Source organism: Streptomyces sp. NBC_00190 (assembly GCF_036203305.1).
Classification (GTDB): Bacteria; Actinomycetota; Actinomycetes; order Streptomycetales; family Streptomycetaceae; genus Streptomyces.
Genome location: NZ_CP108131.1, coordinates 169,531 through 185,117, shown reverse-complemented (window position 1 = coordinate 185,117; position 15,587 = coordinate 169,531). Strand labels below are relative to the sequence as shown.

The 15,587-nt window shown below is 69.9% G+C and carries 14 protein-coding genes and 4 pseudogenes; 4 read left to right on the top strand and 14 right to left on the bottom strand.

Going from position 1 to position 15,587, the window contains the following annotated elements:
- Window positions 1-3 precede the first annotated feature (3 nt).
- Window positions 4-738 carry a DUF899 domain-containing protein gene (locus OG429_RS00940; RefSeq protein WP_328923353.1) on the top strand — a complete coding sequence of 245 codons (735 nt, stop codon included), beginning with the start codon at window positions 4-6 and terminating at the stop codon, window positions 736-738.
- 397 nt (window positions 739-1,135) lie between these two features.
- Here the strand turns inward: OG429_RS00940 and OG429_RS00935 are convergent, their stop codons facing one another.
- Together OG429_RS00935 and OG429_RS00930 are read right to left on the bottom strand one after the other, a co-directional pair.
- Entirely contained in the window at window positions 1,136-1,774 is a 639-nt protein-coding gene (locus tag OG429_RS00935; RefSeq protein WP_328923352.1) for a DUF998 domain-containing protein, read from the bottom strand.
- Between the two features lie 523 nt (window positions 1,775-2,297).
- On the bottom strand, window positions 2,298-3,773 hold the full coding sequence (locus tag OG429_RS00930; protein WP_328923351.1) for an MFS transporter: 1,476 nt from the start codon (window positions 3,771-3,773) through the stop codon (window positions 2,298-2,300).
- A gap of 64 nt (window positions 3,774-3,837) precedes the next feature.
- Between OG429_RS00930 and OG429_RS00925 the strand changes: the two genes are divergently transcribed.
- Both OG429_RS00925 and OG429_RS00920 read left to right on the top strand, forming a co-directional pair.
- Window positions 3,838-4,617 (top strand): ArsR/SmtB family transcription factor, encoded by a 780-nt coding sequence (locus tag OG429_RS00925; protein WP_328923350.1) that lies wholly within the window; start codon window positions 3,838-3,840, stop codon window positions 4,615-4,617.
- Between the two features lie 512 nt (window positions 4,618-5,129).
- A complete protein-coding gene (locus OG429_RS00920; protein WP_328930121.1) occupies window positions 5,130-6,413 on the top strand; it encodes a geranylgeranyl reductase family protein in 1,284 nt (427 codons plus the stop codon).
- Between the two features lie 31 nt (window positions 6,414-6,444).
- Here OG429_RS00920 and OG429_RS00915 read toward each other — a convergent pair.
- The 7 genes and pseudogenes from OG429_RS00915 to OG429_RS00890 form a co-directional block, all read right to left on the bottom strand.
- Window positions 6,445-6,812: pseudogene (locus OG429_RS00915) on the bottom strand (NF041680 family putative transposase); the annotation flags it as partial.
- A 54-nt stretch (window positions 6,813-6,866) separates the two neighbouring features.
- A pseudogene (locus OG429_RS41315) lies at window positions 6,867-7,016 on the bottom strand (hypothetical protein); the annotation flags it as partial.
- Between the two features lie 94 nt (window positions 7,017-7,110).
- A complete protein-coding gene (locus OG429_RS00910) occupies window positions 7,111-7,437 on the bottom strand; it encodes a hypothetical protein (RefSeq protein WP_328923349.1) in 327 nt (108 codons plus the stop codon).
- Window positions 7,438-7,557: 120 nt separating this feature from the next.
- Complete coding sequence (locus tag OG429_RS00905) at window positions 7,558-8,418, bottom strand: squalene/phytoene synthase family protein (protein ID WP_328923348.1); 861 nt, start codon at window positions 8,416-8,418, stop codon at window positions 7,558-7,560.
- A 402-nt stretch (window positions 8,419-8,820) separates the two neighbouring features.
- Window positions 8,821-8,946: pseudogene (locus tag OG429_RS00900) on the bottom strand (IS5/IS1182 family transposase); the annotation flags it as partial.
- A 67-nt stretch (window positions 8,947-9,013) separates the two neighbouring features.
- Window positions 9,014-10,390, bottom strand: coding sequence for a carotenoid oxygenase family protein (locus OG429_RS00895; protein WP_328923347.1), 1,377 nt, complete (start codon window positions 10,388-10,390; stop codon window positions 9,014-9,016).
- On the bottom strand, window positions 10,387-11,016 hold the full coding sequence (locus OG429_RS00890; RefSeq protein WP_328923346.1) for a TetR/AcrR family transcriptional regulator: 630 nt from the start codon (window positions 11,014-11,016) through the stop codon (window positions 10,387-10,389). The genes OG429_RS00895 and OG429_RS00890 overlap by 4 nt, the downstream gene beginning before the upstream one ends.
- Before the next feature lie 1,020 nt (window positions 11,017-12,036).
- Between OG429_RS00890 and OG429_RS00885 the strand changes: the two genes are divergently transcribed.
- Window positions 12,037-12,612, top strand: a complete 576-nt coding sequence (locus OG429_RS00885; RefSeq protein WP_328923345.1) for a hypothetical protein — start codon at window positions 12,037-12,039, stop codon at window positions 12,610-12,612.
- A 25-nt stretch (window positions 12,613-12,637) separates the two neighbouring features.
- Here OG429_RS00885 and OG429_RS00880 read toward each other — a convergent pair whose 3' ends face one another.
- The 5 genes and pseudogenes from OG429_RS00880 to OG429_RS00860 all read right to left on the bottom strand — a co-directional run bounded on the left by OG429_RS00880 (window position 12,638) and on the right by OG429_RS00860 (window position 15,476).
- A complete protein-coding gene (locus OG429_RS00880) occupies window positions 12,638-13,549 on the bottom strand; it encodes a helix-turn-helix domain-containing protein (protein WP_328923344.1) in 912 nt (303 codons plus the stop codon).
- A gap of 230 nt (window positions 13,550-13,779) precedes the next feature.
- Window positions 13,780-13,896 (bottom strand): annotated as a pseudogene (locus OG429_RS00875) (GTP-binding protein); the annotation flags it as partial.
- Between the two features lie 5 nt (window positions 13,897-13,901).
- On the bottom strand, window positions 13,902-14,066 hold the full coding sequence (locus tag OG429_RS00870; protein WP_405680689.1) for a 50S ribosomal protein L32: 165 nt from the start codon (window positions 14,064-14,066) through the stop codon (window positions 13,902-13,904).
- A 64-nt stretch (window positions 14,067-14,130) separates the two neighbouring features.
- A complete protein-coding gene (locus OG429_RS00865; RefSeq protein ID WP_328923343.1) occupies window positions 14,131-14,946 on the bottom strand; it encodes a hypothetical protein in 816 nt (271 codons plus the stop codon).
- Window positions 14,943-15,476 carry a SigE family RNA polymerase sigma factor gene (locus tag OG429_RS00860; protein ID WP_328923342.1) on the bottom strand — a complete coding sequence of 178 codons (534 nt, stop codon included), beginning with the start codon at window positions 15,474-15,476 and terminating at the stop codon, window positions 14,943-14,945. Before OG429_RS00860 ends, OG429_RS00865 begins: the two co-directional genes overlap by 4 nt.
- Between the last annotated feature and the right edge of the window lie 111 nt (window positions 15,477-15,587).

The following is a 15,587-nucleotide window of genomic DNA, read 5'->3' as shown; positions in this document are numbered from 1 at the left end:
GCCATGCCCGAGCACAAGGTCGGCACGCAGGAGGAATTCGAGGCAGCCCGAGCGGAGCTGCTTGTGCAGGAGAAGGAACTGACGCGGCGCGGCGACGAGCTCGCGCGGAAGCGGCGGGAGCTTCCCTGGGTACGGGTCGAGAAGGACTACCGCTTCGAGACCGAGGGCGGGACCAAGTCGCTCGCGGACCTCTTCGACGGGCGCTCGCAACTGCTCGTCTACCACTTCATGTTCGGCCCGCCGTACGCGGCCGGATGCCCGGTCTGTTCCTCGATCGCGGACACCCTCGACCCCAACGCGGTCCACCTCAAAGCCCGCGACGTGACGCTGACCTGCTCCTCGCGGGCGTCCGTCGAGAAGCTCCTCGCCTACCGGGAGCGGATGGGCTGGAGCTTCGACTGGGCTTCCGCCGGCGGCAGCGACTTCCACCGCGACCTCGGCTTCATGTACACGGAGGAGGAGTTGAAGCCGTTCCTCGAGGGCGAGATCCCGGGGACCGTGAGCCAGATGGCAGAGGCATGCGGCACGGACGTACTCGGGTACGTCACGGAGGGGCCCGGGCTGAGCTGCTACGCGCTGGCGGACGGCGCCGTCTACCGGACGTACGTGACCACCGCGCGCGGCCTCGAGCCGGCCATGGCCTACTACGGGCTCCTCGACCGCGCGCCGACGGGCCGCCACGAGGAGGGCGAGGAGACCCACTGGCTGCGCCGCCACGACGAGTACGAGAAGACCTGAGCGGCAACGGTCACCGGCGCATCGGGTGGTTCATCCAGCGGAACGGCAGGCAGCAGTTCGTGCAGTCCATGGGCAGGCACTTCGTGGTCGGCTGCGCGATCGCAGACCGGGACCTGGAGGCGAGCCGTAATGCACGCTGCATCCTGCCCCTTGCTTCTCTCGATCGGGTCCGAGTGGTGCGCCCCGCCCGGGCAGTGGTGCTGTAGAAGGCGTTGGGCAGGAGAGCCGATGGGGTGAGCGGGGGTCGGCCTGGCGGAGGGCCTGGTGGTCGGCGACGACCCGTTCGACGCCGCCGCCCTCCGGGGCGCAGGAAGACGGCTTCGGGTCGCCGCGCTCGACGAAGCCCGGGCCGGTCTCGAAGCCGCCCGAGCGGCCGACACGGATCTGGCCAGAGCTCTCAACCAGCGCGGCTGAGATGCTCCGCCGGCACCGCCTCGTGCTGACGACCTGCACGACGGACGAGGCCACGAACGCCGACGGCCAGCACCCAGAACAGGAGAGGGAAGGCGGCGACCCGTTCCATGCCTCCCATCCCGAGACCGAGGTAGTGGTGGGAGAGGAACAGCCCGAAGGCCGTGATCGCTGTGACTCCCAGCAGGCTGGTGCCCCACCGCAAGGGAGCCGGAACGTGCTCTGCCAGCCCGAACCCCGCCACGACGAGACCGATGTTGCCCGTTGCCATGATGAGGAGGGCGCCCAAGAGATGCTGGTTCTCGTTGACGTCCGCCGGAGCCAGTCCGGCCGACACGAATCCCACGCCGGCACCGGCGAGCAGCAGGCGGGCCACGGCAGCGGCCCGGCCCCTGCGCCACAGGCCACCACGGGTCAGCGCAGCGCCGACAACGAGCAGCACCCCCAGAGCGACGAATGAAACGTTCATCAGGCCGTGCTCGGGGGAACAGACATACCGCGGCTCAGGCTCTGGCTGCAGAGCGCAGTGAGCGTTTCCCAAGTCGCTGATGTTGTTCCGTGCCCAGCTGTACGGTCTTGCCCAAGCCGACTCGGAAATCCCGTGGAGGACGAAGAATTGCACCACGCCCACGATCCATGCTGAGTACCCGATCCGGACTCTCACCCGCCCACCTTCCGTCACGCGAATCCCGTGCGGACAGCCGATCACGCGGCGCCGGACTCAGGCACTCCGGCCAACCCCCTGGAACAAGGTGGGGCAGACCCTACTGCGGCCCCGGCGCGCATGAGTCCGCAGAACGAGACTCACGACTCCCCTCAACACGCGCCGCGATGACGACGGCCGTTCATCGGTGTCCTTGCCGCCTTCGGACATGACGTGCGGCCGGAGTTCCTCGACCCGCCCTTCCCCTGTCCGTACGTCTACGTGTTCTCGCAGGTGACCGACCCGATCGTGCCGGAACAGCCATCCCCGGAGCGGTTCCGGCCTCCTCCGCAGCAGCCAGGGGCCGTGACCAGCCCGAGTAACATGGCAGCGCCGGAGAACGCGCCACCAGCCAAGCTCAGCGCGCCTTCACCTCTCCCTCTTGTTCGGCAGGCCCGCCGCCATGGTGCCGACTCGGGCGACGGCATCCCCGCGGGAGGCGGGATCAGCGTTCACTGCCGGTGCCCGGCCGCCACACCATCACGCCGGCGAGCAGGGAGCCGAGCAGGAAGGCACCCGCCGCGATGAGGGCGGACGCGTGGAGGCCGGGCAGCTGGCCGGTGGCGCCGATGAGCGTGCCGAACAGGGCCACGCCGATCGCATTGCCCGCCTGGCGCGACACGTTGAACACGGCCGAGGCCACGCCCGCACCCTCGACGGGAGTCGCCTCCATGATCGCCACGGTTGCTGCCACCACCGCCACCGGCGTCGCGAGGCCCGTCGCCATGAGGGCGAACAGCAGTACGGGGTAAGGGGTTTGCGGCCCGGCGCTGAGCCAGCCCAGGAAGCCGGCCGCACCGAGCAGCAGCGCTCCGGTCATCGGGACGTACGGTCCGGTCCGGGCGGTGACGCGGCTCGACAGCGGCGCCGCGAGGAAGCCCATGCAGACGGAGGGGAGCAGGGCCAGGCCGGTCTCCAGCGCGCTGAAGCCGCGCTCCTGCCGGAAGTACAGCGTCGCGACGAAGAGCATTCCGTAGTAGCCGAGGCTGAGCAGAAGGCCGATGACGGTCGTCGTGGTCAGCCGTCGGTCCCGGAACAGGGCGAGCGGCAGCAGCGGCCTGCGGGCGTCCGGCCGTACCGCGAGACCCCGCTCCAAGTGCCGTTCCACCAGGACGAAGGCGATCAGCGCCGCCACTCCCAGCGCGAAGGCGGTGACCACCCGGGGGGAGGTCCAGCCGGCCGAACCCGCCTCGTTGAGCGCGCCAGCCACCCCGATGAGCCCCAGTACGCCCAGCAACTGGCCGGCCGGGTCCATGCGGCCGGTCCGCAACCTGCTCGCAGGCGCCGGGGCGTGACGTACGGTCATCACCGCGGCGAGCGCTGCCACCGGCAGGTTCACCCAGAACACCCACCTCCAGTCCAGCCCGGAGACCAGCAGGCCACCGATCGCTGGTCCGGCGCCGAACGCGACGGCCGAGACCAGCCCCCAGATGCCCACCGCCCGGGTGCGCTGGGCGCGGTCCGGGTAGGCCGCCTGCAGCAGCGCTAAGGAAGCCGGTACGAGGAAGGCCGCCCCCGTGCCCTGGACGAGCCGGGCCGTGATCAGCACGCTGCCCGCCGGAGCCAGGGCGCAGCCGGCCGAGGCGGCGCTGAACACGGCCAGTCCGCTGAGGTAGAGGGACCGGTGCCCGAACCGGTCGCCGAGCCCGCCGCCGAGGAGCAGCAGACCGGCGAAGAAGGTGCTGTATCCGTCGACGATCCACTGCAGGCCGGACGGACCGACGTCCAGCGAGCTCTGGATGCTCGGCACCGCCACGTTGACGACGGTGACGTCGAGCATGACGAGGAAGTAGCCCAGGCTCAGGGCGATGAGCGGCGGCAGGGGCAGCTCCGGGCGTTTCACCAGGGCTGCCCCGCCCTGCTGGACGACGGCGTCCGGTTCGCCGGGGACGGGTGGCGAGGAGAAGTCGGTGGAACTCATGCCGTCAGTCTCGACGCCGAATACTTCGCCGGCCGTCAAAGTGTCCCGCGCATAGCATGGGCCCGTGCCCACAGTGAGCAAGCCCGACAGCAGCCGGCTGAACCGCCAGCCCGACATCGCCCGCACGGCCGCCCTGATCGCGGATCCCTCCCGCGCGCGGATCCTGAAGTCGCTGAGCGACGGCCGCGCCCTGTCGGCCAAGATGCTCGCCGGGGAGGCGGGAGTCGGGGCTCCGACCGCAAGCGTCCACCTGGCCAAGCTGGTCGAGGCCGGCTTGATCACGGTGGAGAGCGCCGGGCGCAGCCGGTACTACCGCCTGGTCGGGCCCGAGGTCAGCCTCGCGCTGGAAGCCCTCGCCGTGATCGCGCCCCCGCTCCCCATCACGACCCTGCGCGAGAGCAGCACCGCGAACGCGCTGCGCCGGTCCCGTACGTGCTACGACCACCTGGCGGGGCAGCTCGGTGTCGCGTTGATGGGCGGCCTGCTTGAGCGTGGCTTCCTCACCGGGCACGACGGCACCCACCGTCAGGAGGAGGCGGTGCGCGACCAGGATTCCGGCTACGGACACGACCGTGACTACCGGCTCACGGCGGCCGGCCGGGACGCGCTGAGCCGCTTCGGCGTCGATGTGGCCGGGCTGCGCGGACGCCGGCCGCTCGTCCGGTACTGCGTGGACTGGAGCGAACGGCAGCACCACCTGGCCGGGGGAGCGGGGGCGGCCATCACGGCGCGGCTGTTCCAGCTCGACTGGCTGCGCTACGGGGTGAGTCCGCGCGTCGTCCACCTCACGGACGCCGGCGCCGACGGCGTCGCCGAATGGCTCGGCCTGCAACTGGATGACTGACCGGCCCGCCCGGCGGGACCCGACCGGGAAGGTGACGTGGCTCCACCGGGGCGGTGACCATCGCGGGATTTGCTCCGCCGTCACATTGCCGGGACCGGGGCCGGAGTCACACCGGCGCCGCATGTGGTGGCGTGAGTTGCACTCGAAGGAGCGGTCTGCGTTCTGCGCAGGGGCAACTGGGCACTGGCAGTGCACGGGGATGGGCTTGAGCTGGCCGGGGGCGACTTCGGGGCTGGCCAGCGCGTACTCGAGTGAGGTCAGGACCAGGGCGGCGTCCGCGCCAAAGTTGGCATTTTGCCGAATCCGTCTGGGCCGGCGTTCCGGACACTGTGATCGACCGACCACAGCAGTTCCCGGACAGCCGGTGGTCTCTCAGGGCTGGGCTGCGGAGACGCGGTCGCCGGATCAGGCCTTGCTTCACGTTTCGGCACTCGGAGACGCGGCATAGTGAGGGCGTGAGCACCGACCGTGATAGCGCCTTCGACGAGTACGCCTCCGACAGCAGTTCTTCGGTGCCGGAGGCTGCGGGTGATGAGGAGGCGCAGGTCATTGTGGTCGGGGCAGGGCCGGCTGGTTCCGCCGCCGCCGTGCACCTGGCTCGGGCTGGGCTGGACGTACTGCTGCTGGAGAAGAGCGGCTTCCCCCGGGAGAAGGTGTGCGGTGACGGACTGACACCGCGGGCCGTGGCCCAACTGGTGAGGATGGGCGTGGACATCAGCGCCCCGGGCTGGATGCGCAATCGGGGGATGCGGTGGGTGTGTGAGGGCAACCGGGTGGAGCTGGACTGGCCGCGCCTGGGCAGTTTTCCCGACTTCGGGCTCACCCGCAGCCGCCAGGACTTCGACCACTTGCTCGTGGCGCATGCGCGTGCTGCCGGAGCGCGCCTGCGTACTCAGGTGAAAGTGTCGGCCCCGTTGACCGACCGGGCGGGATACATCACGGGGGTGACAGCTTCCCGCGGGCCGGACCGGGATCCGATTCGCTACCGGGCGCCGCTCGTCGTCGCGGCCGACGGCGCCTCTGCGCGGATCGCGGTGGCCCTGGGACTGGCACGTGACGCAAGCCGCCCGGTCGCGGCGGCGGCCCGCCGCTACTACCGCAGCGAGGCCCGCACCAACGACCCGTATCTGGAGCTCTGGGCAGATCTGCGCTGTCCGGGCACGGGGCTGGACCTGCCCGGCTACGGCTGGGTGTTCCCGCTCGGGGACGGGCGCGTCAATGTCGGCCTCGGCGCCCTGCCGCAGCGGCGGCGTCGGCCGGTGGACCTGCGGGCGGCCCTGGAAAACTGGCTGCCCCGCCTGCCCGCAGAGTGGGGGATCCATGAGGAGAACGCCGACTCACCCCTACGCAGCGCCCCCCTGCCCATGGGCTTGAATCGGCGACCGCAGTACCGTCGCGGCCTGCTGCTGGTCGGAGACAGCGCAGGCATGGTCAGTCCGTGGAGCGGTGAGGGTATCGCCCAGGCGATGGAGGCCGCGGAGGTAGCCGCCGAGACCATCGCCCTGGCCTTGGCCCGGCCGGCTGGGCCGCGACGGGAGCACGCGCTGCATCAGTACCCAGCTGAGGTCCACCGCCGTTGGGGGCGCTACTACCGTCTGGGCAACCTCGCAGGTGATCTCGTCTTCTCCCGGTACGGCTTCCGGCCGGTCCTCCACCCCCGCGTCATGGCCTCGCCCCCACTGCTGCGCACTTTGGCCCGCCTGCTCACTCACGTCACCCCCGACGAACCGTCCCACGACAACATCGACGCCGTCCTGCACGCACTGCTGCGCCTCGTGCCGACCCGGCGACGCTGAGACCACCGGTAGGCCGGCCTTAGCTTGTCATTCATCCAGTTCGACGCGGCTTCGTGCCCGCTTTGTGGTGGGCAGGGCGGCTGAACGCCTCGCCGGTTGCAAGGACCCGGCCCACGTCATGACGGGCGGCTGGGCGGCGGTTCTTCGAACCCGGTGGCCGACCGGGGCCGGGACGGGAAGGTTTCGGTGCACCGGCCGGAGGGCCGGTCTTCGTGCACGGGTTTCTGAACCCCCGCCGGACGCGGGCGGGCGTCAGTTCGTTCGGCGAGGTCGGCTTATCCCAGGGCCGCCTCAGGCCGATCGCCAAGGGGCGGGCGAGTGTCGGAGCTGCGCGTAGGCGGCGATCACCAGGCACGTCCACCGGTCGGCTGCTTCCGGGCTGCGAAGCCGGGGCATCGTCCCCTGGTTGAGCCCGCCAGAGAGGGCCCCGTGCCCGCGGCGGTGCTCAGTCGCGAGCGCGAGGTCGACCAGTGTCCGCACCGGCCCGTCCGTGCACAGCAGCGCATCAGTCAGCTCGAACAGCGCATCCTGGCCTGGAGTCAGGCAGTCGTAGAAGTCACTCGGGAAGTCTCGGTCTGGCTCGTGCGTCCTTGGTTGGAGCACATGATCAGGCCGAGACCGTCCACACGTCCGGCGAATGCCCAGGTGAGCGACCCAGTTCGAGGACCATTTCGGGCCGGGACCCTGAACGGCGAACCTAACGGAAATCGTCCGCGTGCTCCTCCGCCCACAAGCGGAACGTACGCGCCGTCGCTCCGGTGATCTCTTCCACCGTGGAGGTGATCAAGTTCGATTCGGACCGTGTCTCAGCGCTGGCCAACAGGGCCTCGACGAGAGCGGGTGGCCTGCCGTCGGCGAGCATCTGCTGCCGTGCGACCTGTACGGGGACCTTCTCGAAGCGCGTCGGGCGGCCGATCGCCTCCCCGATCGTGTGCACCTGCTCGGCTCTGGTCAGGACCTGCGGGCCGGTCAGGACGTGTTTCGCGCCCGCATGCCTGTCATCGGTCAGCGCGTGTACCGCCACGGCCGCGATATCGCGCTCATGGATCACCGCCGTGCCGGCGATGTCGGGACCGCGAACGACGTGCGTGGTGCGGATCTGCTCGGCCCACCCGCGCGCGTTGGAGGCGATGGTGTTCGACCGCTACTGAGTGGGGGACTGAGCTCGGGCCGGTGCGCTCGTCCCGCCGCCACCGGTGTCGTGCCGTCCATATTGCGCCGGCCGATTCGATCGGGCTAGCAGCCGCAAGCACACCAACGGGTTGTCCCTTACCGGTCGACGGGCCACGGCTGAACCCAGGGCCGTGACCCTGTCCAAGCGGTGGTGGTACAGACCGATCAGGCACCGCACCAACGGCCGGTAGGCATCGTGGACTTCGCCGACTGTCCGCTCCGACGCAGTGAGCGACGCGCGGGCGCGAAGGGCAGTCGCCAGAATCAGGCATCGCAGGCCGGGAGTGTCCTGGCCCTCTTCCAGGTCGGCACGGCTGAGGCCGTACCGGGCGAGATCGGCCAGGGGGAGCGCCAGGCGCCCGCCGCGCACGTCTTCTGCCAGATCGGTCAGGAAGTCGGCACGCTGAAATCCGTCGGCGAACAGTCGGCAGGAGGCAGCGAAGTCTTCGTCGGAGACCAGATGCGGTGTCAGTCCTGTGCTCAGCATCAAGCCGGGCCACGTCAAGGTGTCGACGTACCTCTGGTAGTCGTCCTCGTCGGCAAACCCGGGGAAGTCCAGGTCGATCCGTGTTCCAGCAAAGTACGCATCCGCCCAGTGGCGAGGCAGTCCGTACGTCTGTGCGGAATGGAGGTACGCCCGCAGCAATGGATGGCTCGAAGTTCCGGAGTCCAGGGCCGACTGAACGCGGTCCGCCCACAAATCGAACCGCTTACGCCGACCGGAGGCAGGACCTCGGTCGCAGACGTCGTCGGTGAATGCGAGCAGGGTTCCCCCGGCCAGGACATGCGGCTGGAACTCAGGCGGTGCCAGCAGCCGGATCACGCTCCACATGGCGAACTCCCGGCCTCGCATATACCGCTCGGCTGCCGTGTAGTCGGTTCGCAGCTGGGCATGCCGCACACCACTCAAGTCCAGACAGCGTGGCCAAGAGCGCACGACACCCCCGTCCTGTCGCCAAAAGCAATCAAGTGCTCACGTAGAGTATCAATCTCTGTTGTAGGCCTGCACTGCCTAGATCGGACTCGAAGATTACCGAGCGCACACCGCCAAGATCCGGACCATCCGGTCCAGCTATCGGCCCGTCATCCGGGTCCCCGCCGCCGCGGCGCGGTAGAGCGCGACAGCGTCCTTCCTGAACTCCTCCGGATACGGAGACCTGCGTCCCACCTGGACATCCCTCCCTGGACCAGCAAGATCCATTGTCAGGGTGTCCACTCCAAAGGATCAGCCTCAGCCGACGAGTGCCACTCGGTCGGGAACACGCAGCCGCCCGGGGTAGCGGCGGCGCCGTTCGGGAGCGGGCGGCAGCAGCGGGGCCACCCGCTCCCACAGATCGTCAGGAACAAGATCAGCGCGCACGCCGGGGACACCCTGCCGACCAAGATCGTCAGGTGCAAGGTCCACGGCTCAGCTCATTCTGAAACGATCAGTAAGTGGGTGCATCCCCGGGGGCATCGGGGACCCAGTTGCCGTGGAGCCCCAACGGCACGCGCACCGGCAGGTGAACGCGGGCGACGGGCTCACCCGTGAAATCCTGCGCCGAGAGGATCACCAGGTCGGCGGCGCCGCGATCGGGGTTGTGCACGTATGCCATGACGTAGCCGTCGTCCTCGGCAGCGGGCGACTCGGCGGGGACGAACACACCCTCGCCCACGGCGCCGAACCGCCCGAACTCGTGTGCCTCGGTCGTGCCCCGCAGCAGGTCGTGCTTCAGCAGAGCGTTGCTGAACCCCTCGTCCGGTCGGGGGTCGTCGGGGCCGGTGGGCGGCGCGTAGAGTTCGACCGCAGCGGAGTAGCCGTAGCGGTAGGGGCGAGCAAGGTAGCGGGGGTTGAGCCGGGGGAACTCCTGGATGCGGTCGTCGAGGCGCTCCTCGTGAACCCGGCCCTCGGACAGGTCGACCGTCCAGCGCTCCAGGGTGGGACGGCTGGCGCCGACGTTCCTGATGTCGAAGCCCTCGGGGTGCCGAACGAGGTCGATGACGACGTCCGTGCCGTCCTCGTAGGCGTTGAGCGTGTGGCCCACCAGGCTCGGCGCGACCTCGAACCAGCGGACCTCGCCGCCCGCCCGGGGCATCACTCCCACCCGTGCCTGGTGGGTGTCGTCCCAGGTGAAGGGGACGCCGGTCGACAGATGGGGAGCACTGAACACGACGGGCGCGTCGAAAAGGACCACATGGCTGTCGGTCAGCGCGAAGTCGTGCATATACGGGTTGCCGGGCGCGTGGATCAGGGTGCTGCGCACCACCATGCCCGCGTCGTCCATCACGATGTGCTGGACGTGGTCCGAGCCGTACAGAAAGCCGAGCGAGTGCAGCTCGCGAGTGCGCGGGTCGAAGACGGAGTGGGCGTTCGCGCTGTAGCCCTCGGGCGTCGCGCCGAGGTCGCACGGTCCGACCGTGTCGAGGTCGTAGGTGAGTTCGTACGGGCGTATGCCGCCCTCCAGCAGCGTGAACGTACGGCCGGCGAGTCCGGCGACCTGGACGTTCGGGGCCATGTCCAGCCGCTCATCGACCGGGGTGCCGCGCCGTGGTTCCCCGAGGCGATCGGCGACCGAGGTGGAGCGGACCCATCGGTTGCGGTACCACTCGGCGCGACCGTCGCGGATGCGCACGCCGTGGACCATGCCGGGGCCGAGTGTCCAGATGTGGGCCGCGGGATCTTCGACCCCGAGCGGGTTGGGGCCGGTGCGCAGGTAACGGCCGTTGAGGTGGTCCGGTATCCGTCCGGTGACAGGCAGGTGTAACGCAGTGACCTCCTCGGTGACCGGTGCGAAACTCCCCGACAGGTAGCGGTTGGTCGTCATGAAGTCCGTCCTGGTTGTTGGTCGGCGGTGGAGAACGCGTGTCCCAGCGCGGCCATCAAGGTCTCGAAGCGGCGGGCCGCGACGTCAGGCGGGAAGTGCCCGGCGATCTCCAGGCTCACTGCCCCGTGTGCGGCGGCCCAGAAGAGCTTTGAGATCTCACCCGCGTCGCCTGGCTTGAAGACGCCGGACTCGATGCAGGCCTCGACGGCGGCGACCGAGGCGTCGAAGGCTGTCTCGGCCGAGGCCAGCGCCTCGGCGCTGGGACGGTAGCCGGGGACGGCCTGCCCGAACATCAAGCAGTAGTAGCCGGGTTCGGCAAGGGCGTGACTCCGGTAGGCCGTACCGAGGTCTCTGAGGTACGTCAAGGCATCGTCCGATCCGGATACGCGCCGCTGTGCCGCGCGCAGCCGGGCGAACCCTTCCTGGTGGAGGGCGTCCACCAGGCCTTGCTTGCCGCCGAACATGGTGTAGAGGACCTTGGTGGATGAACCGATCTCGGTGGCGATCCGGCGCATGGTGAGGGCGGCCTGGCCCTCTGCGGCCAGCAGGCCGATGGCAGAGTCGAGGATCGTGGTGCGGACGGCCTCTTGGCCGACGCGCTGGGCGTCCTGGTAGGGCGTGATCACGGTAACAACGTATCTCACGAGAAACAGTGTTACCACCTTTCCGTTGCTGGCTGTCGACGCCGAGGGGGAAGACTGCCTGTCCGGCTGGTTCGCCGAGGCGGACGCGGATGATCAGCAGACCACTGCCCGGCCCTCGCTCACCTCTCGAGGGCGCTCTCCACCTTCATCACACCTTCAACGAAGGAGACTTCAGCATGCCCGCATGGCCGCGTACCCCCTGACATCCTCGCCACCGGCATCCGCACCCTGATGGCCCTCGGCCGATCGCCGGCGGAGTTGGCGGCCGGGGAGTTCGGTGCGTCGGTGAACCGGCTGACGGCGCCGGGCATGGCGGCGGCCTCTATCTCCTTCTTCACCGCCGCGACGTCCAGGCTGCCGCCCGAACCCGCCTTCGCCGGGGCGGAGCCGCTGGCTGACGGTGCGTCACCGCCATGTCCCTGAGCCGAATCGCCTTCACTGCCGCACCCCGCGATCAACAGCACCGCACCGGCGGCCGCGGCCGCCCACCTCACCTTGCGCACGACGACGCATCCCCCTTCACGTTCGCGGACCCGTGCCCGCGATCAAGGCAGCGGTCTGCCACCGACGTACGCCGGCGCGAACTGCGTTCGCTCACCGCCCAGATGGCGGCGCGGCCGCGGCCCGTCAGGGCTGGGGGTTCATGCAGCCCATCTCATTCCGATCGCATCGAGCTGCGCCACGCGTTCACTGGTCAGGGATGACTTCCTGACTCGGCAGTTGGCGATGAAGGCGCCGAGCTTGATCGGGCGTTCTTCAGCGGGGGCCATTCTTTGGGCATCCATGGCCAGAGGACGTTCTTTGCGGATCCGACCGAGGAAGCTGATGGCGTCGGCGTTGCCACGCCATCGAGTGCGGAGCGGGACGTTGCGGGTGGTCAGCAGCTGCCGCTGCTGTAGTCGGAGTGGACGGCGCCTTGGAGCCGAACTTGCAGTCGATGCCGGTCGCGGACAGTAGGCCGTCGGCGTAGAGGACCGACTGCCACAGCCCGGTGCCGCCGCTGTGGGCGTACTGATCGGCTGGCAGTCCACCCGCCGCCAGCAGATCGCGGACGTACTACCTGCCCTGGTGGCCGACTACGAGGGGCGGGAGGGGCACCCGCCGGGGGAGCGGACCACCGAAGCGCTGGACCGACAGGCCGCCGCCGGCTCCCGCTCGCCGAAGCCGGCCTTGAGCTCGCTGGCCGAACTGCGCGAGTGGTGGCGCAACTCGGTGATCCGGAAGGTCGGCGCCTGTACCGTCTACCGCCTGTCCGAACGGGCACGGGCGGCGGCCGCAGCGGTGTGGGCGCGAGTGCGGCGGGCCGTCGACATCGCGCTGGCCGCCGTCGACACCATCGCCGTGGTCTACGAGATGCGAGCAGGTCCTCGGGTGGGAGACGGTAGCCGAGGTCCTGAACGGCCCGACTGTTCCAGCCCAGCCCCAGAGGCCGTGGTGAAGGACGCGGATGGGGTTGTGGCCGGGGTGGCGGTGGTGCCCCGTCGTCGTGAGGGCCTCTCGGCTCGTGTGTCGAGCAGATTTCATCGGAGCTGCTCTTCAGCGGCCCGACCCAGCAGGGCTCGTGCGGAGTCCGTGTAGCGCATCGTGGTCTTCGCATCGAGTGTCAGGCTTGATGCGCGGTACGCAGGGCTCGCGCCAGCCACTCCAGCTCCTCGGTCGCGTCGGGAGACGAATACTGTCCGCGCACGCGGGCGACGAGCCTGCGGTAGCGCTCCGCCCCTGCCTCGATCCCGGCCTCCAGGCACAACAGCACGGCGGCCCGATCGGCGTCGCCGAACAGCTCGGACAGCACTTCGACCGATGCCGTTCCCTCAGGGGCGATCCCGCGCTTTCTGACCTCTGCGACGGTCTGTACGACCTGCCTGGCCCACCAGATGGATGCCCCCGGGGGACGACCCCGCCCGGGGACCGGGGTGATCAGCTCCAGCATGGTGCGCATCCGGGCGCGGAAACGGGGGTCCCCCACCAGCTCGGCCAGTTCGATCCAAGCGTCGACCTGCTCGGGTGTGGGGTCGTCGGGCAGTTCGATGCTGAAGGTGCGCATGCGGTCACGCAGGCGCGGGTCGGCCTCGAGACCGCCGAACACCTCCTCCTTGAACTCCTCGATGATCTGCTTGCGTTCGGCGGCAGAAAGCCGTGCCAACCGGTTCATCAGTGCTGTCTCCTCAGCGGTCGAACCACGTTTCGATACGGTGGACAGGACGGCTCGGCTCACCTTGAGGGAGCGGATCTGTGCATCGAGCGCGGCCACGTGCGCGTCAGCGACCTCGGCGACGGTGGTGCGGCCGCTCAGCACGCGGCACACGTCATCGAGCCCGAAGCCCAGCTCCCGCAGGGTGCGGACCAGCTCGACGCGGGCCACGGACTCGGCGTCGTACAGCCGGTAGCCGCTCGCGGAGCGGGCCACGGGCGGCACCGCTCCCTCATCCGACCAGAAGCGCAGGGTGCGAACCGGAAGTCCGGTGCGGTGCGCGAGCTGGCCGATGGTGAGCACGTCGGGGCGTTCGTCTTCCATGGGTGAAATCCTGGACCCTCCAGCTGCTGGAGACTCAAGCGCCCGGGCGCGCGAGCAGGTGCATCTTGACGTCGAGGGGCTTTCCGTCGCTTGCCATGGCGGTCATACAGGTCCACATGAGCTGGTGAGGACCCGGCACACGACGGGGCTCAACGAAGGCGCATCAGTCCTTGCAGCACCGACTTGTGCCGTGGATGCGCGCCCCAGAGGAATCGCCTCCGCGACTGCGCAGCGCAGGGAAAGCCCTGGCGATTGCCGGGCACATGGTTGAGCAGGGTGGTCTTGCCCGCGCCGGGGAACCCGGACAGCACCGTGACGGGCAGCCGGCCCGGCGTCGTATCGATCATCCGGCTCAGCCCTCGGGGCGCGGGAGGCCGCGCTCGTATGCCTTCACCGGGCGCTGCGGGACCTGGTACACGGACTCGTCGACCGTGATCGAGACCAGCTGCGGGGTGGTCGCCTTCCATTGGGCGCGACGGCGAGTGGGTCGAAGCGGTCCACGCCTCCGCACCGGCAAGAGCTGAGCCGGGCCGATGGGCAGCCTCCACCACGGGTCGTCCCATCAGCCCACGGGCATGGCCTCATCGTGCCGGGGTGAAGCCGCCCCAGACCGAGAGGGCGCCGCGGGGACTGTTGGCGTCGACGCGGTAGCCGTCGTGCTTGGCCTCGCGTTCGCCGGCGGCGTGGTTGTACTGGCCGGCGAAGACATGCTGTCCGGCCGGGACCGTACGGCCCGGCTTGAGAATCCAGCGGTAGACCACTGCTCCGCCCTCGTGCTGCACGGTGACGGTGAAGTCGTCGGCGGGCAGCGTCCGCCAGCTGCCGGTGCTCTGCACTCCGCCGGTCTGCGTGATGCGCAGTTCCATGGTGAGTGCGGTGAGCGGCTGGGTGGTCTTGAGGGTGATGTTGCTCTGCGCCCAGTAGGTGTTGCTGCCCGCGTCCAAGGAGCCGGCCGACCACAGAGGCCCGTCCTGGACGTGCGCGCTGCCGGGCCGGGCCGAGGCCGCGCCGCCTGACGCCGCAGGGCTGGGGCTCGTCGAGGACGAGCTGTCCGGCGCGGTCGGGCCGCCGGTGGCGGGCGCCGACGGCGTCGAGTGGGGAGTCCCGGGTGCGGACGGTGCGGACGGTGCGGACGGCGCGGCGGGGGTGGCCGGGACGTCCGGCCGGGCCGGCGGGGACTGGACGATGGCGGCGACGGCGAAACCACCGACCGCCAGAATGCCGGTCACCGCGAGGGAGGCGACGGCGACCCTGCGCCAGGGCCTCGCGCCGGACGACTCGCGTCGGCGGGCGGGGGCGTCGGACATGCCGCGTTCCACGCGTGCCAGGATCCGGGCGCGGTCGGGCTGGTGAGCCTCGGCGGCTGCGCGCAGCCGCCCGGTGAGCTCCTCGTTCAACGGCTCCTCCTCCCCGCCAACAGTTCCCCGGCTGCTCCTGTGCTGCCCAGCGTCCGTTCCAGTTCGGCCATCCCCTTCGAGGTCTGGCTCTTCACCGTACCGACCGATATTCCGAGCGCCACAGCAGTGTCCTTCTCCGACAGGTCGAAGGCGTGCCGCAGGACCACGCATGCCCGCTTCCGGAACGGCAACCGGGCGAGAGCAGTACGCACGTCCACCACGGCGGCCACGTCCGGACCGTCCAACGGCTCCGCACCGCGGGACCAGAACAGGGCGATCCGGCGGCGCTCGCGAACCGCGCTGCGTATCCGTGAGCGTGCCAGGTTGGCGACCACGCCGCGGGCGTAGGCGAGTGGGTACTCGGCCTGACGCAGCCGGTCCCAGCGCTGCCACAGTGCGATCAGGGCGTCCGCGGCCAGATCGTCGGCACCGTCCGACTCGCCCGTCAGGAGATGGGCGAACCGGGCGAGTTCGGCGTAGTGGCGTTCGAAGAAGTCGTGGAACTCCGCGGACGCGTCATCGAGGACCACGCTTTCGGTCGCCCCTTCTGCAAATGTGTGCGTTAACATCCGGGCGGCAGGGTATCAGTGCCCGGTACGAACCAGCGCGCCGATGCGGTCGTACCCCGGCTCCGCCACCAG